Below are 25461 nucleotides of genomic sequence, written 5' to 3' on the forward strand. Positions count from 1 at the left end.
GAGATGCATTTGTGGGGAGAAAAAATGGCGTAAAACTTTCTTTCCACTTAATCCAAAACTAATTCTGTTTTTTTGTTTAGCAAAGAATGAACAATCTCTTTTCCATTGCTTTTTGAGCTATTTTAGCTTTGGGTCACTTTATTAAGAATCATCATTAAGTTCGTTTTATCATTACAATTACATTATTTTTCTACAAAATTTCAGATATAATATTTCATTTTGAAAAATCAGTCGTTTTTAGAGTCTCTTGCCAAAAGGTGTTATGATGAATATGGGCAAAATGCGGATCAGCTTACCATTATTTTTCCCAACAGAAGGGCTGGCTTGTTTTTCAGAAAGCATTTGAGTAAGCTTACTGCCAAGCCTGTTTGGAGTCCGCAGATTGTGAGCCTGGAGGATTTCATTATTTCTAAAAGCGACCTGACACCTGCCGATCAGCTTCAGGCACTTTTTATTTTATACTCTGTGTATAAAAAGCTCATTAAAAATGCTGAGGGGTTTGATAAGTTTTTCTTCTGGGGTGAAATGATACTCAAAGACTTCAATGAACTAGACAGTTATCTCATCAATTCCCAACATATTTTTACGATAATACAATCACAAAAAGAACTGGATGAGTCCTTTTACTTTCTTTCCGAAGAAGATCAAAAAGTGATCAAGTCTTTTTGGTCTGGTTTTTTACCCAAGGCATCCAAGACCCAATCTACTTTTTTAAGTACCTGGAAAATACTGAATGAGTTGTATCAGAAATTTCGAGAAGTACTGAAAACGGAACAGATCGCTTATAAAGGAATGATCTATCGTGAAGTGGCAGAGCAAATTGTTGAGAGGGCGGGTCAAAATGATGATGGAGAATATTGGTTTGCGGGGTTTAATGCCCTGACTGCTTCAGAAGAACGGATAATTAAGTATTACCTACAGGAAAAGAAAGCGCAATTGATTTGGGATGTGGATGCTTATTATCTCAAAGATGAGTATCAGGAATCCGGATATTTTTTCAGGCAATATCAAAAAGATGCTGTTTTCAAAAATACATTTCCCGAGGAAATACCGAATAAAATTGATAGTCAATCGAAACGGGTGGAGGTAATATCGGTATCGCTGGGAGAGGGGCAGGTGAAGGCAGTAGGGGAGAGCTTGGAAGAGTTGGCTGCTAATGGCTTCAGTGAGGAGAATACGGTGATAGTGTTGCCGGATGAAAACCTTTTGCTACCGCTTTTAAATTCAATCCCCAAATCGGTGGAGAAGGTGAATATTACGATGGGTTATCCGTTGAAAAATTCACGCTACTTTTCATTCTTCGAATCGCTATTGAATTTGCATGTCAATAGCAGAAGTGGAAAGGACGATCAAAAGTATCATTACTTCAAGCATGTGTTGTCGTTGTTGAATCATGAGGTATGTCAGATGCATTTTGCAACTGAAGTTGATGATTTGGTAGGTTACATACATGAAAATAACAGGGTAAACCTGACTATTCAGGAAATAGAAGAAAAAAGTCCGGTGCTGACAGCTTTTTTTACACATCAGGAAAATGCCGCAGAGGTGCTGTTTTATTTTGAAAAATTGATCGATCAGTTCATGGATCAGGAGAGATCAACACTGGATAAGTCAGTGCTTTTTCATCTGAGACTAGCCTTAAAAAACATTCTGAATACTGCCACTCAATATGACATAAAGCTTGAAATTGACGTGCTTTTCAGGATTTTCAAACAAATAGGAGGCAGTACCAAAGTGCCATTTACCGGAGAGCCCTTGGAAGGCATTCAGATCATGGGGGTGCTGGAAACCAGAAACCTGGATTTCGAAAATGTATTTATCTTGTCTATGAACGAGGGCACTTTTCCTGCCGATAGCAGCAACAGTTCTTTTATTCCATTCAACATAAGAAAAGCATTTGACCTGCCTGTAGCAGAGCACCATGACGCCCTCCAATCTTACCTTTTTTACAGGTTGTTGCAAAATGCCGACAATGTGAGCATGTATTACAATAACATTTCGGAGTTCAATCACAGCGGAGAACTGAGCCGATTAGTGAAACAGCTTGCTTTTGAATCGAACCTGAAAATTGAGAGAAAGTCTCTGGTAAACCCGGTAAAAGCAACAGTTGTAAAACCGATAACTATCGAAAAAAACAATTCTGTTTTGGATTTGCTCAATGAGTACCTGGTAAATGACGACAATAAATTTACCCGATTGTCTCCTTCGGCACTGAATACCTATCTTGACTGTAGGCTCAAGTTTTATTTCAGGTATATTGAAAAAATATATGAACCTGAGGAAGTAACGGATGACCTTGATCCGGCTTTGTTTGGTAACCTGCTACACACCTCTATGGAATACCTGTATCAGGCGTATTCTGATGACGAGGAAAGAATAGTTGTGGCATCTGATTTTTCTTCCATCAGGAATTTAATTTCTCCGGCCATTGAATTTGCTTTTGCGCAGCACAAAATGAGTGATACCAATCAAGGGAGTCAAAACGGACGAAGTATCATTGCTGGCAGGGTGATTAGAAAGTATATAGAAGCTATTTTGAAATATGATGAAGCGTATGCTCCTTTTAATGTCAAGGCACTGGAGGCAGGGTCAAAAGACGGATATGTGCTTGATTTGCCGATAGAAGTGAATGGTGAGAAGGTTGCAGTGGCGTTGAAAGGTGTAATAGACAGGATCGACGAAAAGGGAGGGATTGTTAGGGTTTTGGATTACAAATCAGGAAGAGATGAGCGCAGGTTTGGGAAAATGGAAAGCCTCTTTGATAGAAAAAGTACGTCTCGAAACAAGGCCGTGATGCAGGTGTTTTATTATTGTTTGCTCTACAAGGCACGCCACCCTCAGGAGGCTGTTCAGCTCACCCCGGGCATATTTAACAGCAGGGATATTTTCTCAAATGATTTTGATGTGAAAATCAAATACGGCAAATCTGATGTGGAAGACTTTACTGAAGTGGAAGCAGAATATACCGATCTGCTCAAAGAGTTTGTTGGTGAAATATTTGACCCTGAAGTACCTTTTGACCAAACAGACGATACTAAAAAATGTGCCTTTTGCCCGTATGTAGGGATTTGTATGAGGGGGTGATTTTTATAGTTGATGGATATAGTCCTTTTAACAGTGCATTTATCTCATGTTTGAATAATATAAAAAGAAGAAATCAATGAATAATTCATTAGATTTGGTATTACCATAAGTGACATTATTATGGACAAAATTATCATTTACTCGCTCCTTATTTTCATGATTGGGTGTCAATCTGAAGAGGAAAGCATTCTTTCAAGAATCGCAGAAAATTTAATTCAAACAAAACAACTTGCATGTTCTTATTCTTTTCAGCAAGTAATTCCAGACATGCCAGATGCAAACTGGGAAGCAGAGGGAAAAGTGGCATTTGACTTTACCCAGGAAAATGCACTTCATTCAAACATTTACATTGAAAGAAAAGGTGAAAATGGATTTAAAAGATTATTTGTAAGTGATACTTTGACCGACATAAAATCAGAAACATCAACCTTAGTCAAATCTGCTAGCACCGATAGGAATTGGCTTTACGGAAATTTGGCTCTTTATTTTTTGCCTTTTGAACTTAGGGAAGTACTGCCAAGCATAGCAAATGACTCGACAGCCAAGATAGTGCAGGCAAAGGACACGATTATATATGGTATTGAAGCGACTCAGGTTAAATTTGAGTTGGAGAAATCCATAGTTGCTGGACAACTTATGGAAGCAAAGAGTACTAAAAACAGGTATAGTCTCACAGTAAGAAAGAAAGATTTACTGCCTATCGCATGGGAAGTTTTCTTAGAAAACGGTGGTAGTATCAAGACATCATTTGCAAATTTAAGTACCTCTGTTTCTGATTCAACCTGGGAAATATTGGATCAACAAAGCCAATATCTTGTTTTATCGGGTAAAGAATACAATTTAAGACAGCAAAAAACATTGGATAGCCAAGTAGGTCAAAAAATGACTGACTGGAGATTGCCATCAATTGAAGGAGACACATTGACCAATCATTTCTTTGAGAAGAAACTTACGCTGTACGAGTTCTTTTTTGTTGGTTGTATTGGGTCAGTCAAAGCAAAGCCCTATATCGATAGTCTAAAAAGGGAATTTCAAGAAGATCTTCAGGTTTTGAACATTGAAACACAGGGTTTTTCAAAGAAAGGCGTCCAGTCATTTGCTGAAAGATTCCATTTAAGCACACCAATCCTTTATGACGGCAAGGAACTTGCCAATCAATTAGGTGTCAAGGGATGCCCTACATTCATATTAGTTGACGAAACAGGAACAATAGTTCATGCAGGTTTTGGACAGGTTGAGAAAATTAAAAAACTAATCGAGGAAAGATTAAGAATATAACAGGCACTAAAATGAATATGCGAACTGAGCTTTTAGAAAGGACAATGCAAACCAGAAACTTTGGTGCTTTTAGCCAATGGGACGCATACTCATTTTAGTTGGCCGTTGTACAAACAAAAAATATAGAACCAGTATATTAAATAAAACAGGAACTATGAAAAAATCAATTTTCACGATCATCTTAGCATTATTAATCGTACAGATTTCTTATTCTCAGAAGGACAAAAAAAAGTCAAATAACTCAATATCGGATCCGATAGAAATTAAACTTGATAATGTCGCTTTTGATGAAGATTCCTATATGAGTATATTAGATTCTGAAAACAAGGCCATTGCATATTTTGATCGGTTTGAAAACAAAAGTTGTGCTGTTAAATCTGCCAAACTATTCAATTTGGACAATGAATTGATTTATGTTCTGGTTCCTTTGATTTCTAATCAGGGGTTTGAAATCCATTTGAAGGATGCAAATAATGTACGGGGATATATAAAAACGATTGCAAAGCCAGGTGGATTTAAGCTTATATATGATTCAGATATCAGTTATTTTCTAAAGCCATATGATTTTGAAATCTCAACAGAAATTGGAATTGGAAAAGTGAGTGTTAGTGAGTATGTCAAATATGAAGGTATAAATGTAATGGCATATAAGACCAGTGCCTCAGCTACTTCAGGAGTCAAAGTGACTCCATTTATAACAAGCAAGATGTTTTACTTAGAGAATAAACTGGATGCTGCGAATTGGGCACTAATCCTTCAATTAATAAGTGAGTTGTCTTTTGAGTCGTCTAAGGTAAAAAAATATTAGTAAATGTATTTTTTACAACACTAATACAGTTCCAGTTCTGAGCTTATCTGATCTTAATCATTAACTAAAAATACCACCTAATAGTTGTTTTGTTGGTATTAGCCCATGTTTCAGCCAAAGGGGTTCTTAAATCAGAATTCACGTATATTTAGGATCATCGCTATGCTTCAATATCATTAAGAAGTATTGTTGGTTTTTATGAGGTACGGTTATTATTTTTGATTCTGTCGGCTTTCTCTCTTGTTGGAGATATCTGTGCCACACAACTAAATAAATTATTTGATTAACAATTAAAAAAATGAAGACATTAACAAAAGAAATGCAATCTGCTATAACTCCCGCTAAGGCGATAGAATTGTTGAAAGAGGGCAACAAGCGATTTGTAAATAACCTGAAAATTAACCGTAATCTTTTGCAGCAGGCAAATGAAACATCAGACGGTCAGCATCCATTTGCTGTTATTCTTAGCTGTATTGACAGCAGGACGTCAGCCGAGTTGATTTTTGATCAGGGTCTTGGCGATATTTTTAGTGTTCGTGTTGCTGGCAACATCATCAACGAAGACATTTTGGGAAGTATGGAATTTGGTTGCAAATTGGCTGGCTCAAAGATCATCGTTGTACTGGGGCATACCAGATGTGGAGCTGTAAAAGGTGCTTGCGACCATGTTGAAATGGGCAACCTGACGGCTTTGTTAACTAAACTTAGACCTGCCGTTGACGATGAGACTATCACCACTGAAAATCGTAATTCCGGTAACCCGGAATTTGTTGAAAATGTTTCGACTATTAATGTAAAAAGGACTGTTAAGTCAATAATGGAGAGGAGTCCTATCTTGAAAGAAATGATCGAAAGTGGACAGATTGGAATAGTAGGAGCAACGCATGATATTACTACTGGTCATGTAACATTTTATCCTGATACTACTACGCTTGCTGTTTGATATAAGTAAGGAAACCGATATACTCTGGTGGTTTCCACCTGGGTATATTCACCTGCTTCCTCAATCAGGTGCCAAAGACAAAAAGAGGGTACTATTAGTACGTGAAGCCACTTTTGAGAGTAAATATGGCTTTAAAATGATTGTGAATTGGATAAACTTAGATTGTTTTCACCAAAGATTCTTCCACTTCCCGGTTAAACCTCTTTTTGTACTGTTTTTTGAAATTGGTTACGTTTTTCATACCAATACTTTTGGCTGCTTCAGAGGCATTTTTCACTTGTTTGTTTTTTACGAGGTGTTCAAGGTATTGCCAACGTACTTCTTTGATATAGTCGTAGGGGGTAAGGCTGGTTAGTTTTTTGATCATTCTATACACCTTTCTTTCACTGGCTGCCATTGCATCAGCCAAATGGAGTACTGATAGATTGGAATCATCAATCCTGTTCAAAACAAGTTTTTCTATTTTTTCCAGCAACTCTTTTTCCAGGTCTCCAATCAGATTGGTGTCGTTGAAAATAAGTGGTGAAATCTGGTTTCCGTTATTCCGATTATTGTTTAGTAAATTGTTTATTCTCAGAAAAAGTTCGACACGATTAAACGGTTTGTGAAGGATATCATTTACTCCTGAAGAAAGAACTTTGAAGCGATCGTCATCTGTATTTCTGGCTGATACTACCAGTACGGGAATTTTTCTGTAGGCTTCATTCTCCTGCATTTTTTTCAAAAGCTCAAATCCATCCATCCAAGGCATCATCAGGTCGGTTATTACAAGGTCAATAGGTTCTTTAGCCAATATTCCGAGTGCTTTCAGTCCGTTTTCGGCTTCAATTACATTGTATTTATCATCAATCAATCCTTTGATATATTCCCTTACTTCCGGATGATCTTCTACGATCAGTATTTTTTTGTAATCCCCATTTTTGGAGTTCAGGAGGCTGATTTCTATAGGGTTGTCTTTTTGGTAAGTCTTTTCCCAAAGCTCGGCCCACAGTGAATTTTTCTGAGTAATATAATCTGATTGCTCAGGAACTATCCCTTCCCCTTCAATATTGGTATAGTTCAGCAATACTGAAAAAGTAGTTCCAATTCCGGATTTACTTTTTACCTCAATGCTACCGTCGTGTAGTTTTACCAATTCTTTTACAAGAGCCAGGCCTACTCCTAACCCTTCATACACATGGTACTTGTTTTCAGGAGACTGGTAGTAGCGATCAAAAATATATGGCAGGCTAGACTCTGGTATGCCTTCTCCGGTATCTACTATGTTGATACATATATTCTCTTTAACTATTTCCAAAGACACAGTTACCGTATCATTTTGTTTTGAATGTTTTAGAGCATTTGATACCAAATTGTAAATTATCTTTTCAAACTGATAAGGATCTATCGCCAGATTGGTATTTTCATCAATTCCTGATTTAAACTCTATATTTATTTTTTTAAATTCTGCCGTTGATCTGAACATGCTTACCAACATGTTCAGATAAGGTTTGATTTTTACCACTACGGGTTTTATCTGTATTTTACCTTCTTCCAGCTTTGTCAATTCATTGATTTCATCGGTTAGATATAAGAGCCTTTGTGCATTTTTATGGGCTACATCCAGATACTCTTTGGACTTCATAGTCAGGAAATTTTCTTCATGGTTGATTACTTCTTCCTGATTGCCAATGATGATACTCAAAGGACTTCTTAAGTCGTGCGATATATTGGAGAAAAACCGGGATTTGGCCATATCAAGTGCTTCCAGTTTTTTGGATTGCTCTTCGATCACTTTTTTATCTTTCAGAGCCTGATCTCTCTGACTACTGATGAGAATGTTGAGTTTTTTTCTTACAGATGCGGAGCGGTATGCCGCCACCGCTATAATCAGAAATAATAAGATTCCGATTGCTGATACTATTATTATGGTTTTTTGTCTTTCAATAATCAATTTATCCAATTCGGCTTGCTGTTTCAAAAGCTGTGTTTCCACCTCTTGCTTTTCTGCTTTATATTGAGCCCTCATTTCCTCTATTTTCCGCGTGGATTCTTCATTGAAAATAGAATCTCGTTTGTGAATATGATCCATGTACAGAATCAAGGCCTTTTCGTGTTGTCCCTTTTGTTGATAAATGAGGGATAGGTTTTCCAGGATCTTACGTTCATCATTTTTCAGTTCGTATTTTCTGGAAGCTTCAAGTGCTTCAAGTGCATATTTTTCCGCATTGTCAAGGTCATTTTTTTGCCTGTATATTTTAGCGATATTATTGAGGCTAAAAGTCATGGCTCCATAGTTATTTATCTTTTTGGTGTCTTTGTATGACAAAAAGAAATACTCAAGGGCTTTGTCCAAATCTCCCTTGAGTCTGTGGAGTTCTGCTATATCAGCGTTGGACGTTATAATGCCGTTGGTGTCGTTTAAGTCCTCTCTGATTTTTCTGGTTTTAAGGAAATAATCTTCCGCTTTATCGTATTGTTCTATCCGGCTATAAGTCCTGCCTAAGTTTAGGTAACAATAGGCCAACATTCCATTGTTGTTAAGCTTCGAAGCAGGTTTAATCGCATTTTCAAAATATTCTATTGCGCCTACATAGTTGGTCTGATAGATGTAAATATTTCCAATATTGATGAGAGAGTAACCTTCTTGTTCGAGGTTTTCAGCTTCTTCTGAAGCTTTTAAAGCTTCCACAAAATATTCAAAGGCTTTGGAGTAGTTACTTTGATTACGATATCCTATTCCGAGGTAGTTTAGACTTTGTATTTTACCATCTTCATAGCCTAGTGAGGTGGAAAGTTTATTGGCAAGACTGGCATAGTGAATAGTTGAATCACTATTTGCATTGCGATATTCCCAGGAGATTTGATTATACAAATCGGCTAATTCACGATTTTTAGATGAATTTATCAGTTGTTTAAGGCTATCCGTTTTGGTTCGTGAAGATTCATTTCCGCACAGGTCAGGTACAGGAAGAAAACATACGACAACTAAAAATAGAACTAAAATCCGAATCATTTTTCTCAAATAATATTGAAAATTATAGCCTTATGGGTTCATAAACAAGTTCCTGAACTACATATCTTGTGCCATATTTTAGTTAGGAATAATTTTACGCCGATGTGTGTTCGAAACTTGTATGTCAATCCGGATAAGTTAGTATTTCATTTTTTGAATAATCAGGATGACTATTGTAAAGTAAGATTGAAATTATATATTTACGGAAACTTTTTTCAGAACAGCCATGGATAACAAAACCAGATCAACCTTAAAACTTGTCGCAATTTTAATAGTTCTCCTGATGGTAACCACGGAGCTTGGGTGGATCATAATCCCGTTTCTAATACCATATAAATTCTGGCTTCTTATTATTTCTTTCGGCCTATTGCTCGTAGCAACTAAGTAGAGTTTTGGTTAATTAAGGTGTTAATTGCACTTGACGCATAAACTCTATTTTGATAGTGATCGGTTAATTTCTAAAACCATTTCACGGAGTACTTACGTTGAAATTATTGAAATTTAAGTATTTAACTTTGTTTTAAATCCTAATCTGTCAGGTTATTATTACCGAGTTGTTTTTTGAGGTGTTCTTTAATATTTATTGACTGATAGTAACTAAATTTTGGAGGAAGTGCGTTTCCTATCATTAGGGCAATTTTAGAAACTGGAGCATCCACTGGGAATTTATAATTGGGAGGAAAAGATTGCAGTAATGCTGCTTCTCTAGCTGAAATATTTCTATCTTCTTCGGGATGAAGAAAGCGACCCTTAGACGGGTTTAAACAACCACCAGTTATAGTGGTAGAGTGGCTATTCCAGCGTAATCGGCCATATACATCATTGAAGCCAATGTTTTTGCCTTTATGACACTCCAAAATAAATTCTTTTGGTAAATCTTTCCAGCTTCCACCATCTTTAGGAGTCAAACTAATGCGTTGCTTAACTTTATCCGTATGCTTTGGAAATATTTTATGTAATGGGTCATTCGAATTTTCTGGTTTTGGTAATTTGCCTATTACATCCCTCACCGATCTCTTTTCATTTGATGGTTCCGCAACCTTTAATTCTCCAAGTCGAGAACCAACTAAGACCAGTCGTCTTCGGCTTTGAGGAACACCATAATCTTTCACATTCACAACTTTGAAATCAATTTTGTAATTCAGTTCTTCTGTGAGAATTTTAATCGCTTTTTTGAACAAATCATATTCTACGAGTCCGGGAACATTCTCCATCATGATGGTATATGGTTTTAAAGCCCTTACGAGTCTCACATACTCCATTATCAAGTTATTTCGATCATCATCAACTGGCGTAACTCTGTTAAGTCTTCGGATAGAAGAAAATCCTTGACATGGTGGACAACCAGCTAAAAGGTGGATGGTTTTTCCATTCATCTTTCTTTTGATCTCTGTAATAGACACTTTACGAATATCTTTTGTAATTACAGTAGTATCGGTATGATTTAACTGGTAAGCGTTGGACGCCAATTCGTCAATTTCAAAAGCGAGTTCTGTTTTGAAGTCGGCTTGGTGCATGCCTTCTGTGAGGCCACCAACACCACTGAATATGTCTATTGAATACAATTCCATGTAGCTTATAAATTTACTAATCCTTGTAATCTTGGATCTTCTGGAGCTTTATTTTTTAGTAAATCATAGTACTCTCTATAATTTGCTTTTACTATCTCAAAAAGGCCATTCCAAGTAATAGATTCTAGATTTCTTTTCAGATCAATTTTTGTCGATCCTAGTGAAGGATCTTTTGATGGATGGTCAGCTATTAACAATCCAAAAACAGATTTTCTTTTAAATGTTTCATTAGAACTATTATCATTTAAATGAGCTTGAATTCGAGTTACATATCTGTTTAACCGCATGACATGGTCATAGTCTTCTGGTTTACTCGGCTTCATTAATTCTAGCACTACTATTAACCACTCGTTTTTAATACATAATAAGTCAAAACGCCTACCGTCCTTTTTGTCGGCAGATGAATATTCTTTATTAGTCTCGATTAAAACTTCTTCTATCCATTTGTCAACCCCTTTTTCATGTGAAAAATCGGCTGGTTCTAATTGCTCATATTCATGACCAAGAAGCCATGGATAGTCTTTGATGAAAGACTGCATGTCCATTTCTCCTTTAGGGGCTTTTTCTGCAAGGCGATTATCAATGTGCTTCTTAAACTGATCTATTATTTGAATTTTTCCAAAGACAATTTCTGCGGTAGATACAGAACTAATAATATCCCATTCTTTTATAACTTCAAAAAGTTCAGGAAGTGCATTTTCACTAGCAGTATTGATTCGTTGGATAATTTTTTTTACACTTTCGCGCTCAAATCCAGAAACCATTGAGCTGGCAATAGCTCTAAAATCACTTTCATTAATTCGCTCAATAGTAGCAATTTTAGTAAGTGCTGTTGTTAGGTCTTTTTTTTCCTGTGTCGAAGAGAGGTTTTGAATTCTTGAGAAGAATTCACCTAAATTGTGAGAAAACCGATCAATATTTTGTTGATCATGTCTTCTTTTCCAATCGGCACAAAGTTCCTTTATTTTTCTTTTGCCCCATTCTTCTAATATCGGAGCTTTATCAAATTGCCAATTTACTGTTTGACGGTCAGTGGCAATATAGTCAACATCATCATCTAACAAATCGGCCTTAATCTGTCCTGTCAAATACTCTAGGGCGACTTGACCATTAATGCCACCAGAAGGTTAAAGAAAAATGGTGTAAACTGAGCGACCCTTTCTCTCGCAAATATTGAAACTCCTCTAAGCTCAGTGTCTTTTATTGTACTGTTTAAAAACCCAAACCAATATTCTATTTCTCCAAATCCATCTATTGTTTCTTTTGTCCAGCCATTTTCAGGATATCTGTACTCTAAAGTTAAATCTTCTTTAGAAATTGGAGTATTATTGACTACTATTTCCATATCTTCGGAACCTAAAGCAAACCTTCTAGCCATACTTGTTCTAAAGCTATTCGGATTAATGGATCTTGAAAGCTTCAAAGTTTTAAAAGTAACTTGAACACCATCAGGTTCAGTTGTTGCTTCATCTCTCAATGGGTTAAATTTAAAATCCGTAGTAGTTTCTAAACTTCGTAGTTCGGTATAATTGAGTCCAAGTTCTACTAAGTGTCCATCCTTAATGGAAGTAACTATGATATCTTCTGCAATTCCAAAACCAGCTAGTTTTCCTATGCCTTTTCTACCCATGACTAACCTTCCTCCTGTAGTTCTTTCTCCACGGGCTCTCCTTTCATATCCTATATGCAAGTAGAATTCATTCAATTCTTCAAAAGACATCCCAGAACCGTAATCACGAACAATGATTTCTGCATTAGGAGCTTTGACATCATCTGGAATTAATATTTCTACTTTGTCCGCATCCGCATCCCATGCGTTTGCGACTAATTCTGCAACAGAAGGAACAGCACCCCCATACATTTGCTGTCCAAGCAAATCAATTAATCTTCCTGCAAAACGTATTTGTAATAATCTATCTTCTGACATTCAATTAATTATTCTTTGTGCTTACTAATAACTCCCTTACATCTATATTCAACACTCCGGCAATTTGAAATAAGGTTTCAACTCTAGGCTGCATTTCATTTCAAACGGTTGCTCGGTTTATTTCTAGTTCATTAGAAGCCAATTGTTTCATTACTTTTAAATCTTGAATCATATTGCTTGTGGCAATCCCCATACAGTACAAATCTATCCACATTATTTGGATAATCAACAGGGTTTGTAGTATTCACCATTGTGATCAGTAAATGACATTAAGCTCTTTTAAAAGCCATCATAGCTTTAATGTTACTTTTCATTCTCCAATTCTGGTCATATAGGTATTTATATGTTTTTCATCATTTTTTCCAGTTCAGCTATGGCTTGATTGTATCAATTATGCTCTTTTTCAGGCCATTTTTGTATGAAAATGTTGAAAAATAGAATTTTGTGGTAAAAAATGTCATAAAGTGGGAGATAATTCCAAAACTTTCTTAAGTTTGTAGTGGTGGTTTATATTTTTCTAAAACTCTATGGCTTTTTTTACAAGCGAATATGAGTGTAAGTTGGATGCTAAGGGTAGGTTGGTCTTACCTTCAAAAATTAAGGGTAACCTACCTGAAGTATCTGGCAATCAACTCGTTATTATGAAGGGATTTGATCCCAGCCTTGTGGTCTATACCATGCAGGAGTATAAGAAAATACATAGCAAATTCGCTGCTCTCAGTGATTTTGATGCCGCTCAAAGAAAATTGAAAAGACAGTTTTTTAAGAATGTTTCTGAAGTAGAACTGGACGGAGCTGGCCGCTTTTTGATTCCGAAAGGATGGATCGAGCATGCAAAGCTCGAGAAGGAAGTGATAGTGATAGGTGCTGGCAATACAGTTGAAATTTGGAATCCTGACTTGTATAAAGAATACCTCATAGAAGATAGTGAAGAGTATTCTGATATGGCCAAGAAATTCCTTGATGAATAATGAGCTATCATACATCAATAATGCTTGATGAGTGCATCGAGGGATTAAATATTAAGGAAAACGGGATTTATGTTGACCTCACTTTTGGTGGTGGCGGGCATTCAAAAGCAATTCTTGAAAAATTAAAAGGGGGACACCTTTATGCATTTGATCAGGATGAAGATGCCGGAAAAAATGCACAGGATATAGATAGTAGTTCTTTCACATTTATACAATCAAATTTCAGGTATTTGAAGAAGTACCTGAAGTTTTATGGAGTAAACAAGGTTGATGGAATATTGGCTGATTTGGGTGTTTCATCTCATCAGATCAATGAGGCAACCCGTGGATTTTCTACCAGATTTGAAGGGCCACTTGACATGCGAATGGGGCAGAGTACTGATAAAACTGCGGAACAGGTGTTGAATGAATACTCTGAGCAGGAACTGCACAAAATTCTGGGTATGTATGGTGAAGTTAAGAATGCGAAAACTTTGGCTGCTGAAATAGTGAGGCAAAGAGTTAATAGTCCTTTGAGAACTATAGGTGACTTTAAAAATATATTGAGCAGGTATGCTTCCAGAGGAAGAGAAAATAAATATTTCGCTCAGGTATTTCAGGCAGTGAGGATAGAAGTAAATGAAGAATTGAAAGTATTGGAGGAGATGTTGGGACAGTCTGAAGAAGTGTTGAAAGAGGGAGGAAGACTGGCAGTAATGTCATTTCATTCTCTTGAAGACAGAATAGTGAAAAATTATGTAAACAAAGGTAAAGTTCATGGCGATGTTGAAAAAGATATTTTTGGAAACCTGCTTAGACCTTTTCAACCAGTAAATAAAAAACCGATAACAGCTAAGGAAGAAGAACTGAAATTAAATAACAGGGCACGAAGTGCCAAACTTAGAGTAGCAGAAAAATTATAACGTTATGTCCACCAACACCTACAAAAATAACGCTTCGGGAAATTCTGGGAGGAATAGCTTTTTTGCATTGCTTGAAAACTACTTGAATGTAGAACGATTTTTTGAAGACGGCCTTCCTGTAAAATTTCTTCCTCCAATATTATTCATCACATTTTTGTGTATCCTGTATATTGGGAACCTGCATTCGGCTGAAAAAAACATTAGAAAAATAAGCAAGCTGCAAGTAGAGGTGGAAGACCTTAGAGCTGACTATACTACCCTCAAAGCAGACTATATGTACACCAGCAAGCAATCTGAAGTAGCACTAAAAGCTGCTAAACTTGGACTGGTTGAAAGTAATATTCCTCCATCAAAAATTATTATTACTAAGGATGAATATTAAAACCTCCATATTGTTAAGAGTAAGAATAGCATACCTGGCGGTATTGCTTTTTTCATTTGCTGTGGTATATAAAATGGTGAAAATACAGACCGTTGACGGTGGGAAGTGGAAAGCAAAAGCAGAAAACAACAGCTTAAAGTACTTGCAGGTAAAGGCCACACGAGGGAATATATTTTCTGATAATGGAAGCCTTCTTGCCACGTCATTGCCATTTTATAAGGTGGCATTTGACCCTTCTCTGATTAGTGATGAAGACTATAAATCAGGAATAGACTCTTTGTCTTTACTGCTATCAGGTTATTACAATGATCATTCTGCCAAGCATTACAAAAGAAAAATAAATGACGCACGGGTGTCAGGAAGGAGGTATCTGGTAATTAATCATCAGGATATTAATTATCAAACCAAAAAAATGATGTCTTCCTGGCCTATTTTCAGAAAAGGAAGGATAAAAGGCGGGGTAATATTTGAAAAGGTTGACCAGCGGTACAAACCTTTTTCGCATTTAGGGGATCGTACAATTGGCTCCTTGAATGAAGACAAAAGCAGGGGCACTGTTGGGCTGGAATATAGCTTCAACAGACAACTCTCCGGTAAAAATGGTGAAGCCTTATTTCAAAAATTCTCAGGAGGAAGCTGGAAACCAGTATATGATGGTTCAGAAGTAAAACCTAAAAACGGATTTGATGTAGTCACTACCATCAACGTTGATTTGCAGGATGTTGCAGAATCTGCATTGCTTGGTGCTTTGGTAGAAAATGATGCAGACTATGGTTGTGTGGTAGTGATGGAAGTGAAAACAGGAGAGATCAAAGCCATTTCAAACTTAAGTAAAAATAGGAAAGGAGAATACTGGGAGCTTTACAATTATGCAGTAGGTAGTCAGGGCTCACGCGAACCGGGTTCTACTTTTAAGCTTGCAAGCATGATTGCTTTGTTCGAAAATTCTAATGTTGGGTTGAATGATTCTGTGAAAACCGGAAATGGAAAATTTGATTTTTACGACCAGACTATGGAAGACCACAAGCCCGGGGGATATGGTACATTAACGGTCAAAGAGGTTTTTGAGAAATCATCTAATATAGGAACGGCGAAGCTTATCACCGAACATTTTGGCTCTAATCCTGAAAAATTTTACACGGCTCTGGAAGACATGGGATTGACCAATCCACTTGGCTTTCAGATGATTGGTGAGGGTAAACCCTATATCAAACATCCAAAGAAGGACTCTACCTGGAGTGGAACTACTTTGCCGTGGATGTCTCATGGATATGAGTTGAGGATGACTCCCCTTCAAACGCTTACGCTGTTTAACGCAGTGGCCAATGATGGCAAAATGATCCAACCGATCATTGTAAAACAAATTAAAGAAGCGAACCGGACTGTTGAAAACTTCCAATCAAACATTATTAATAAAAAAATATGTTCGACCACTACTTTAGTTAAAGTAAGAGACATGCTGGAGGGGGTTGTGGAAAGAGGAACGGCCAAAAATATCAGCGATAGCTTTTACAAAATAGCAGGCAAAACAGGAACGGCCAAAAACGTTGAAAACGGAAGATATACCAACAAGTATTACACTTCGTTCGCTGGGTATTTTCCAGCTAAAAATCCCAGATACAGTTGTATTGTGGTCATTGATAACCCAAAGAGTTTCAGAATTTACGGAAGTGATGTGGCAGCACCTGTATTTAAGGAAGTGGCTGATAAAATCTACGCCTTGGACTTGAAAATGCACAAAGCGTATGAGCCGGGTGAAGCCATAGCTGGTGTTTTTCCGGTAATACAATCAGGAGAGGCGGATGATTTAAAATTGATATGCAACGAGATTGGTATTTCTAATCATGGAAAAGAGGATTCCAAGTGGGTAAAAGCAAGAATTGTAAACAACGGGATATCCTGGAAGAATGTTGATGCAGGTAAAGATCAGGTTCCGGACGTGAGAGGAATGACATTGAGAGATGCTATTTATATTCTGGAAAATAAATCATTGAAAGTGAAATATGAAGGGACAGGAAGAGTGACCGAGCAATCACTTACTCCGGGATCTTCTGTAAAAACAGTGAACATCATAGAAATTAAACTAGGGTAAAGTTGAGCAAACTGCTGAAAGACATATTGTACAATGTGAATTTAAAGACCGTATCAGGTGATATGAATAGCGTTATAAGCTCTGTCAGCTTTGATTCTCGTGAGTCAAAGCCTGGCAGCTTATTCGTGGCAGTTGCTGGTACTCAGGTCAATGGTCATGATTACATTGACAAAGCACTGGACAATGGTGCTACAGCTATAGTTTGTGAGAAACTCCCTAAAAAGTTCAGGCCTGATACTACGTATGTAGAAGCTTCTGATAGCAGCAGGACACTGGGGATAGTGGCATCAAATTTCTATGACAATCCATCAAAAAAACTAAAATTGGTAGCTGTAACTGGTACCAATGGAAAAACTACAACAGCCACATTACTTTTCAATTTGTTTAGAAATTTAGGGTACAATACCGGGCTTCTATCTACGGTCAATAATTATATAAATGAAAAAGTAATTCCTGCCAGTCATACCACACCTGATGCCATCAGTTTGAATGAATTGTTGAGTAAGATGGTGAAAGACGGCTGTACGCATGCTTTTATGGAAGTGAGTTCACATGCCATTGACCAAAACAGGGTGGCAGGGATACATTTTGCAGGAGCAATATTTACAAACATTACACACGATCACCTTGATTATCATGTGACTTTTGACAATTATATAGCTGCAAAAAAGAAATTGTTCGACAATCTGCCGCCTTCCGCTTTTGCATTGGTCAATCTTGATGACAAACGAGGGCAGGTAATGTTGCAAAACACTAAAGCCCACAAATTCACCTATGGTTTGAAATTCCTGTCAGACTTTAAGGCTAGAATGATCACCAATTCATTGGAAGGTTTGGAACTGGAAATAGATGAAAGAGATGCCTGGTTCAAGTTGATTGGGAAATTTAATGCATACAATATTCTTGCTACCTATGCTGCAGGTGTGCTATTGGACGAAGAAAAAGATGATTTGCTTACCACACTTTCAGCAGCTAATACAGCACCTGGTCGATTTGAACGAGTAAGTGTTGGGAGCGGTGTGATCGCCATAGTTGATTATGCGCATACTCCGGATGCCTTGGATAATGTATTACAAACCATCAGCTCTTTCAGGACCCGAAATGAGAAATTGATAACGGTAGTAGGCTGTGGTGGCAATCGAGACAAAGAAAAGAGGCCGATAATGGGGTCAATCGCTGTAAAGTGGAGTGACAAAGTGATTTTCACCAATGACAACCCCAGAAATGAAGATCCGGATGAAATTATTAAAGACATAGAGGCTGGGGTGAGTAAAGCCTATGCAAAAAAGACATTGGTAATCAACGATAGAAGGGAAGCAATAAAAACGGCTTGCGCACTGGCTCAGCAAAATGACATTATTCTGGTAGCTGGAAAAGGACATGAAGACTATCAGGAAATAAAAGGAGTAAAACACCACTTTGATGATAGAGAAGTGCTGAAGGAAATGTTGGAATTGTTTAAAAGTTAAGAGAAGACATGCTATACTACTTATTTGATTTTTTGGATAAACAATTTGACCTGATCGGAGCAGGGTTATTCCAATTTATCTCATTTCGGGCAGGAATGGCAGTAGTTATTTCTTTGTTGATTACTGTAGCTTTTGGGAAAAAATTCATCGGAATGCTTCAGAAATTCCAAATGGGGGAATCTATCAGAGATTTAGGTTTGGAAGGTCAAATGGAGAAAAAAGGAACACCAACTATGGGTGGCCTTATTATTATTTCAGCCATTTTGATTCCTGTACTGCTGGTTTCAAAACTGGACAATATTTATGTCATACTTCTTTTGGTTACTACAGTCTGGATGGGGTTGATTGGCTTTTTAGATGACTATTTGAAAGTAAAGAAAAACAACAAAGAAGGATTGTCCGGAAAATTGAAAGTAGTAGGACAAATAGGGATAGGATTAATAGTAGGAATAACAATGATTAGCCATGATGACATTGTAGTTCGTGAATTTGAACAAACAGAAGTGACTGTAAATCAAACAGAAAAGTATAAGAATTACGAAGATATTCAATCATCTATCACTACCATTCCATTTGTGAAGGATAATGAATTTGACTACAAATGGCTCTTACCTTCATTTTTAGAAGATTATACGAATGTCCTGTATGTGATTGCAGTGATTTTTATAGTGACTGCTGTGTCAAACGGAGCAAATATCACTGATGGATTGGATGGCTTGGCAGCAGGTACTTCAGCTATTATCGGGCTTACGCTTGCTATTTTGGCGTATCTGTCGGGTAACGTCATTTTTGCAAATTACTTGAACATTCTGTACATACCCGGTTCTGGTGAACTGGTGATTTTCTGTACCGCTTTTGTAGGAGCGTGTATTGGCTTTTTGTGGTACAATTCTCATCCGGCTCAGGTTTTTATGGGAGATACTGGCAGTTTGGCCATTGGAGGCATTATAGCTGTATTGGCACTGGTGATCAGAAAGGAATTGATGATACCATTCCTGTGCGGGGTGTTTCTTATTGAAAATATTTCGGTGATACTCCAGGTAGCATATTTCAAACACACAAAGAAAAAATACGGAGAAGGTCGCAGGATCTTTAAAATGGCACCTCTTCACCACCATTACCAAAAAATGGGGTTGCATGAGACCAAGATAGTAACCCGTTTTTGGATAGTAGGAATACTCTTAGCCATTTTCACTTTAGCAACATTAAAAGTCAGATAAATAAATTGAAAGATAAAAAACACGATAGCGTAGCAATTTTAGGAAGCGGCGAGAGCGGTATGGGAGCAGCTCTATTGGCGAATGCTAAGGGGCTGAGTGTGTTTTTATCAGACTCTGGTGCTATTGACGATAATAAAAAGCAACGGCTTACTGAAAACAATATTCCTTTTGAAGAAAACGGACATTCTATTGATGAACTGTTGAAATACGACGAAATCATTAAAAGTCCGGGTATTCCTGAGAAAGTAGCTGTCATCAAAGCACTAAGAGCTGCAGATAAATACATTATATCCGAAATAGAATTTGCATCCAGATATACCAATGCCAAATTGGTGGCAATTACCGGATCGAATGGAAAAACTACTACGACCCTGTTGACTTATCATTTGTTAAAATCAGCAGGATTGAATGTGGGGATGGCTGGTAATATTGGCAACAGCCTTGCAAGCCTTATTCTCGAAGCTGACTATGACATCATAGTGCTTGAGCTTAGCAGCTTTCAACTAGATGGAATGTATGAGTTCAAAGCAGATACATCATTGCTTTTGAACATTACTCCCGATCACCTTGACAGGTACAATTACGACATCAATCAGTATGCTGATTCTAAATTGAGAATCACTCAGAATCAGGAAGCAAACGAACAATTTATCTTTAACATAGACGATAAATTGATAGAAGAGAAAATGGCTAACACTGATATTGGAACTCAGAAAACCGGGTTTTCTTTAAGATCTGTTATTGGATCTGGAGCTTGTCAGATGGGACGCAAGTTGTCTTTTCATACTGAGAAAATGGATTTTTCTATTCCAATAAGAGAAATTCCGTTGATTGGCAAACACAATCTTTACAATACAATGGCTGCTGTTTTGGTAGCCATCAAATATGGAGTTAAAAAAAGTCAAATACTGGCAGGGTTAAAAAGTTTTAAGAATGCTCCCCATCGGTTGGAGTATGTAGGCACTATTGATGGGGTGACTTTTATCAATGATTCCAAAGCGACTAATGTGGATTCCGTGTACTATGCTTTGGAGGGAATGGATAGAAATGTGATCTGGATTGCAGGAGGAGTGAACAAGGGCAATGACTACAGCGTGCTTAAGGATTTAGTAAATGAAAAAGTGAGTGCTTTGGTGTGTTTAGGTACTGATAATAAACACTTGTTGGATGCTTTTTGTGATGATATAGAGATTATTCATGTCACACATAATATGAGCGAATGTATAGATACAGCACTAAAAATCGCCAATCCGGGTGATGTGGTGTTGCTGTCTCCGGCCTGTGCAAGTTTCGATTTGTTCAACAACTATGAGCATAGAGGAGATGAGTTCAAAAGAGTGGTACTTGACTTAAAAAAAAAATTTAAAAGTGTAAAAACTCTGGTGATATGATAAAGGCATGGGCAGATAGACATATTCAGGGAGATCCGGTAATCTGGGGGATAGTAGTCATACTTTCTGTACTCAGTGTATTGGTGGTATATAGTGCTACGGGCACTTTGGCTTATGTCAAATGGAAAGGTAATACTGAACATTATTTGTTCAAACATTCGTCATTTATGCTCTTGAGTTTATTTGCGATGTGGGTAGCACATAAAATAGATTACCGCTATTATGCCAAACTCTCCAGGTTGGCACTTTGGCTGTGTGTGCCTTTATTATTCATTACTTGGAAATTCGGATTGAATTTGAATGAAGCTTCAAGATGGATTACAATTCCATTGATAAACCAACCTTTCCAGCCGTCTGATTTAGCAAAATTTGCTTTGATAGTTACCCTTTCATCTATGCTTGCCAAAAGGCAAAATAATATAGACAATGTAAAAGAATCTCTAATCCCGATGCTTTTGTGGATAGGGGTGATTTGCGGTCTTATTGCCATGTCAAATTTCTCAACTGCTATTTTGGTTTTCACTACCTGCATGTTGATGTTGTTTATAGGCAGAGTGCCTACCAAATACTTGCTCATGTTGGTGGCAATAGGTGTGGTAGCCGGAGGAATGGCTCTGGCCTTAGGCCAAAGAGCAGAAACTGTTATGAGTAGAGTGAAGGCATATGTTACTGCTGAAGAAGTTCCTTTTCAGGCCGAGCAGTCATACATAGCCATCGCATCAGGTGGTATTACAGGTTTAGGGCCTGGTAAAAGCCACCAAAGAAATTTTTTACCCCACCCGTACTCTGACTTCATCTATGCTATTGTGATAGAAGAATACGGATTGATAGGTGGACTTCTGGTATTGTTTTTATACCTGGCGTTGCTCTACAGGGGCACAAGAGTTGTTTCAATAAGTGAACGAACCTATGGTGGGCTTTTATCCGCCGGGTTGAGTTTTACATTGGTATTGCAAGCCATGGTAAACATGGGAGTCGCAGTTGGACTTGGGCCAATTACCGGATTGACTTTGCCATTGGTAAGTATGGGTGGTACGTCACAATTATTTACCGGTGTGGCATTGGGTATTATTTTGAGTGTGAGCAGAGGGGAAACAGAAGAACTGAAAAGTGCATCGGTATCTGCTTCTGGAAATACATATAGAAAGGAGATGGAATTAGCATAATGTCAGGGCAGTCAACATATCGCATCATGATAAGTGGAGGAGGAACCGGAGGGCATACCTATCCTGCCATTGCTATTGCCAATGCTTTGAAACTAGCCGAACCAAACACGGAAATATTATTCGTAGGAGCCAAAGGAAAAATGGAGATGGAAAAAGTGCCTGAGGCAGGATATAAAATCATTGGGCTCTGGATTAGCGGAATACAAAGGAGCTTGACACTAGACAACCTTTCATTTCCATTCAAGTTGATTTCAAGCATTTTGAAGTCGTTCAAATTGCTAAAATCTTTCAAACCCGATGCAGTAGTCGGAGTGGGTGGATACGCAAGTGGCCCTTTGCTTTATGCGGCTACTAAGAAGAGAATTCCTACTTTAATTCAGGAGCAAAACTCCTATGCAGGCATTACCAATAAGCTATTGGCCAATAGTGTGGACAAGGTTTGTGTAGCTACTGATGGAATGGAAAAGTTTTTTCCTAAAGAAAAAATAGTGTTGACAGGGAATCCCGTAAGGACAGATATTGCTGAAGTAGGAGACAAGAAAAATAAAGCACTAGACTTTTTTGGTTTCAGTGAAGAAAAGCCGGTGCTATTGATATTGGGAGGAAGCTTGGGAGCAAGAACACTGAACGAGGCAATGATTGCGGGTTTGGACAAACTAATTGCTGCGGAAGTACAAGTGATTTGGCAGACAGGTAAGTTTTACCATGAAGAAATGTTGGCCAGAACGGAAGGCAAGGATGTGAAGAATATTAATATTCTGTCATTTCTAAAAGAAATGGATTTGGCTTATGCAGCAGCAGATGTAGTGATTTCACGATCTGGTGCATTATCGATTTCAGAACTATGTCTGACAGGGCATCCTGTAGTTTTTGTACCATCGCCTAATGTGGCAGAAGACCATCAAAGTAAAAATGCTGAAGCTTTGGTTTTCAGAAATGCAGCAATTATGGTAAAAGACAATGTGGCCAAGGAGCAAATGATTGACGTGGCTCTTGCGCTGATGAATGATGAAAACAGAAAGGCTCAACTTTCTCAAAATATAAAAGCAATGGGAAAACCGGAAGCAGCTAAAGACATTGCAAACGAAATATTCAAGTTGATAAAATGAAGTTGAAGGACATACATAACGTGTATTTTATCGGAATCGGAGGGATCGGAATGAGTGCCCTTGCCCGATGGTTCAGTGCCAATGGATACTTCGTGGCTGGTTATGACAAGACTTCAACCCCATTGACAAAAGCATTAGAAAGTGAAGGGATTGCTGTTCATTCTTCTGATTCGATAGAGTTGATTCCTTCTTCCGTTGTTTCGGACAAATCAAAATCTTTGATCGTTTACACCCCAGCCGTTCCTAAAGATCATCAGGAATTCAATTTCTTGAAAAACGAAGGATTTGAAATATTGAAGAGGTCGCAAGTGTTGGGTGAATTGACAAAAGACAATTTTACTATTGCTGTAGCCGGAACTCACGGAAAGACCACTACATCGTCCATTATTGCTCATATTCTCAAATCTTCGGGCATCAATTGCACTGCTTTTGTAGGTGGCATCATGACAAACTACAATTCTAATTTGATAATTGGAAAAGAGGGTGCAGACAATGTGATCGTAGTAGAGGCAGATGAGTTTGATCGTTCGTTTCTGACTTTACATCCGGACATAGCCATTATCACAGCTGTAGATGCAGATCATTTGGATATTTATGGATCAGCGGAATCTTTAAAAGATTCTTTTAAGGACTTTATTAAAAACATAAAAAGGAATGGTAAACTCTTTATCGAGGAAAGATCTGCCGGAAAATTTAGCATTGAAAGTTTTGAGGGCATAAATGTAGAGACTTATGGACTAGTGAATGGAGCGATTCATTCCAATGGAGTCTCAGTGTACAAAGGATCATTCCATTTCGATTACCAAAGAGGAGACAAATTAATCAGAGGCGTAAAACTTTTATTACCCGGATTTCACAATACGGAAAATAGTATTGCTGCCATTTCTGTTGCTCTCGACTTAAATGTGAAAGAAGACGCTATCAAGTTGGCAATTGAAAATTTCAAAGGAGTAAAAAGACGGTTTGAGTATATCATCAAATCAGATAATTTGGTTTTTATTGATGATTATGCCCATCATCCAGAGGAAATTAAAGCTTTGTTGAATTCTGTAAAGGCACTTTTTCCAAATAAGAAAATAACAGTGATCTTTCAACCTCACCTATTCACCAGAACCAGGGATTTCGCTGATGGGTTTAGCGAAAGCCTTAGTCTGGCGAATGAAGTGTTGCTTTTGGAGATATACCCAGCCAGAGAGCTGCCTATAGATGGTGTCTCTTCCAGTATGTTGCTGGAGAAAATCACTTCCGGTCAAAAGTTTGTGTGCTCAAAAGAAGATTTGATTGACAAGCTACTCAGGAGCGATTTAGAAGTAGTCCTTACAGTGGGGGCAGGAGATATAGATGCAATGGTTTCACCAATTAAAAATGCACTGCAACCATGAAAATTAATTTCAACATATTGAAACAATTGAAGTACCTGATAGTGGTGATAGTTTTATTGGTGATTATAGGATTTGCCAACAAAAAACAGTCCGTCAGATATGTTCAGGATGTAGTGGTGAATATTGATAATCAGTTTGAGAATTATTTTATAGACCAAAGCGATGTATATGATTTGGTACATGAAACAGGCAAGAGTTACCTGCTCAATCTGGATATGAGTCAACTGGATTTAAGGGAAATAGAGAGGAAAATTGAATCACACAGATTCATTCAAGATGCTGAAGTCTATCATGACCTGAATGGTAAACTTACTATAGATATAAAGCAAAACAGGCCAATTGCACGTCTTCTCAATTCACCGGGAGCGGACAGGTATATTGGTACTACTGGGTTGATTTTGCCCCAGTCAATGCACTATACAGCAAGAGTACCATTGATTGAAGCAAGTAAAAAAATAAAGTTTTCGAGTGAAAATATTAAAGATACGAAAGAAGGACAGGAGCTTTTTGATATGTTGATTTTTATCGAAAACACACCTTTTTGGAAAGCTCAAATCGCAGAAATTTCTATTGATAAAAATTATGAATTGACCATTTACCCACAGGTGACCAAACAAATAGTGAGGTTTGGAACAGCCGAAGGGTTTCAGGATAAGTTTAAGAGGCTTAAAGTCTTTTATAAAGAAATTCTACCCAATAAAGGATGGAATAATTACTCAGAAGTGAATTTGAAATATGAAAACCAAATCGTTTGTAAATAAATAGTTTAAG

General features: G+C 37.5%; 19 protein-coding genes. 15 read left to right on the top strand and 4 right to left on the bottom strand.

What is annotated here, in order from left to right:
* Nucleotides 1-219 precede the first annotated feature (219 nt).
* From AAOP42_RS05970 to AAOP42_RS05985, 4 genes are all read left to right on the top strand, one after another.
* On the top strand, nt 220-3084 hold the full coding sequence (locus AAOP42_RS05970; protein WP_349527557.1) for a PD-(D/E)XK nuclease family protein: 2865 nt from the start codon (nt 220-222) through the stop codon (nt 3082-3084).
* Between the two features lie 120 nt (nt 3085-3204).
* The gene (locus AAOP42_RS05975) at nt 3205-4362 is read left to right on the top strand and encodes a TlpA family protein disulfide reductase (RefSeq protein ID WP_349527558.1); all 1158 of its coding nucleotides are present in this window, start codon (nt 3205-3207) and stop codon (nt 4360-4362) included.
* A 154-nt stretch (nt 4363-4516) separates the two neighbouring features.
* A complete protein-coding gene (locus AAOP42_RS05980) occupies nt 4517-5170 on the top strand; it encodes a hypothetical protein (RefSeq protein ID WP_349527559.1) in 654 nt (217 codons plus the stop codon).
* Between the two features lie 298 nt (nt 5171-5468).
* Nucleotides 5469-6113 (top strand): carbonic anhydrase family protein, encoded by a 645-nt coding sequence (locus tag AAOP42_RS05985; protein WP_349527560.1) that lies wholly within the window; start codon nt 5469-5471, stop codon nt 6111-6113.
* Nucleotides 6114-6270: 157 nt separating this feature from the next.
* Here the strand turns inward: AAOP42_RS05985 and AAOP42_RS05990 are convergent, their stop codons facing one another.
* The 4 genes from AAOP42_RS05990 to AAOP42_RS06005 all read right to left on the bottom strand — a co-directional run bounded on the left by AAOP42_RS05990 (nt 6271) and on the right by AAOP42_RS06005 (nt 12606).
* A complete protein-coding gene (locus AAOP42_RS05990) occupies nt 6271-9108 on the bottom strand; it encodes a hybrid sensor histidine kinase/response regulator transcription factor (RefSeq protein ID WP_349527561.1) in 2838 nt (945 codons plus the stop codon).
* Nucleotides 9109-9635: 527 nt separating this feature from the next.
* Nucleotides 9636-10679, bottom strand: a complete 1044-nt coding sequence (locus AAOP42_RS05995; RefSeq protein ID WP_349527562.1) for a DNA cytosine methyltransferase — start codon at nt 10677-10679, stop codon at nt 9636-9638.
* A gap of 5 nt (nt 10680-10684) precedes the next feature.
* A complete protein-coding gene (locus AAOP42_RS06000) occupies nt 10685-11743 on the bottom strand; it encodes a hypothetical protein (RefSeq protein ID WP_349527563.1) in 1059 nt (352 codons plus the stop codon).
* A 29-nt stretch (nt 11744-11772) separates the two neighbouring features.
* Nucleotides 11773-12606, bottom strand: coding sequence for an ATP-binding protein (locus tag AAOP42_RS06005; protein ID WP_349527564.1), 834 nt, complete (start codon nt 12604-12606; stop codon nt 11773-11775).
* Nucleotides 12607-13133: 527 nt separating this feature from the next.
* On the opposite strand from AAOP42_RS06005, the gene mraZ reads away from it, so the two are divergent.
* The 11 genes from mraZ to AAOP42_RS06060 are packed head-to-tail and all read left to right on the top strand — an operon-like array spanning nt 13134 to nt 25451.
* The gene (gene mraZ / locus AAOP42_RS06010; protein WP_349527565.1) at nt 13134-13577 is read left to right on the top strand and encodes a division/cell wall cluster transcriptional repressor MraZ; all 444 of its coding nucleotides are present in this window, start codon (nt 13134-13136) and stop codon (nt 13575-13577) included.
* Complete coding sequence (gene rsmH / locus AAOP42_RS06015; RefSeq protein ID WP_349527566.1) at nt 13577-14479, top strand: 16S rRNA (cytosine(1402)-N(4))-methyltransferase RsmH; 903 nt, start codon at nt 13577-13579, stop codon at nt 14477-14479. Before mraZ ends, rsmH begins: the two co-directional genes overlap by 1 nt.
* A 4-nt stretch (nt 14480-14483) precedes the next feature.
* Nucleotides 14484-14861 carry an FtsL-like putative cell division protein gene (locus AAOP42_RS06020; RefSeq protein ID WP_349527567.1) on the top strand — a complete coding sequence of 126 codons (378 nt, stop codon included), beginning with the start codon at nt 14484-14486 and terminating at the stop codon, nt 14859-14861.
* Nucleotides 14851-16953, top strand: a complete 2103-nt coding sequence (locus tag AAOP42_RS06025) for a PASTA domain-containing penicillin-binding protein (protein WP_349527568.1) — start codon at nt 14851-14853, stop codon at nt 16951-16953. Before AAOP42_RS06020 ends, AAOP42_RS06025 begins: the two co-directional genes overlap by 11 nt.
* A 2-nt stretch (nt 16954-16955) precedes the next feature.
* A complete protein-coding gene (locus tag AAOP42_RS06030; RefSeq protein WP_349527569.1) occupies nt 16956-18422 on the top strand; it encodes a UDP-N-acetylmuramoyl-L-alanyl-D-glutamate--2,6-diaminopimelate ligase in 1467 nt (488 codons plus the stop codon).
* Between the two features lie 8 nt (nt 18423-18430).
* Nucleotides 18431-19642, top strand: a complete 1212-nt coding sequence (gene mraY, locus AAOP42_RS06035; protein WP_349527570.1) for a phospho-N-acetylmuramoyl-pentapeptide-transferase — start codon at nt 18431-18433, stop codon at nt 19640-19642.
* A 5-nt stretch (nt 19643-19647) separates the two neighbouring features.
* Nucleotides 19648-21033: a UDP-N-acetylmuramoyl-L-alanine--D-glutamate ligase gene (gene murD / locus AAOP42_RS06040; RefSeq protein ID WP_349527571.1), complete on the top strand. Its 1386-nt coding sequence runs from the start codon at nt 19648-19650 to the stop codon at nt 21031-21033.
* On the top strand, nt 21030-22199 hold the full coding sequence (locus AAOP42_RS06045; RefSeq protein ID WP_349527572.1) for an FtsW/RodA/SpoVE family cell cycle protein: 1170 nt from the start codon (nt 21030-21032) through the stop codon (nt 22197-22199). Before murD ends, AAOP42_RS06045 begins: the two co-directional genes overlap by 4 nt.
* A 26-nt stretch (nt 22200-22225) precedes the next feature.
* Nucleotides 22226-23308, top strand: a complete 1083-nt coding sequence (murG, locus tag AAOP42_RS06050) for an undecaprenyldiphospho-muramoylpentapeptide beta-N-acetylglucosaminyltransferase (RefSeq protein ID WP_349527573.1) — start codon at nt 22226-22228, stop codon at nt 23306-23308.
* Nucleotides 23305-24690: a UDP-N-acetylmuramate--L-alanine ligase gene (gene murC / locus AAOP42_RS06055; RefSeq protein ID WP_349527574.1), complete on the top strand. Its 1386-nt coding sequence runs from the start codon at nt 23305-23307 to the stop codon at nt 24688-24690. Before murG ends, murC begins: the two co-directional genes overlap by 4 nt.
* Entirely contained in the window at nt 24687-25451 is a 765-nt protein-coding gene (locus AAOP42_RS06060) for a cell division protein FtsQ/DivIB (RefSeq protein ID WP_349527575.1), read from the top strand. Before murC ends, AAOP42_RS06060 begins: the two co-directional genes overlap by 4 nt.
* The last annotated feature ends 10 nt before the right edge of the window (nt 25452-25461 follow it).

It is taken from the genome of Reichenbachiella sp. MALMAid0571, from assembly GCF_040151475.1.
In the GTDB taxonomy this organism is placed as follows: Bacteria; Bacteroidota; Bacteroidia; order Cytophagales; family Cyclobacteriaceae; genus CAXBNB01.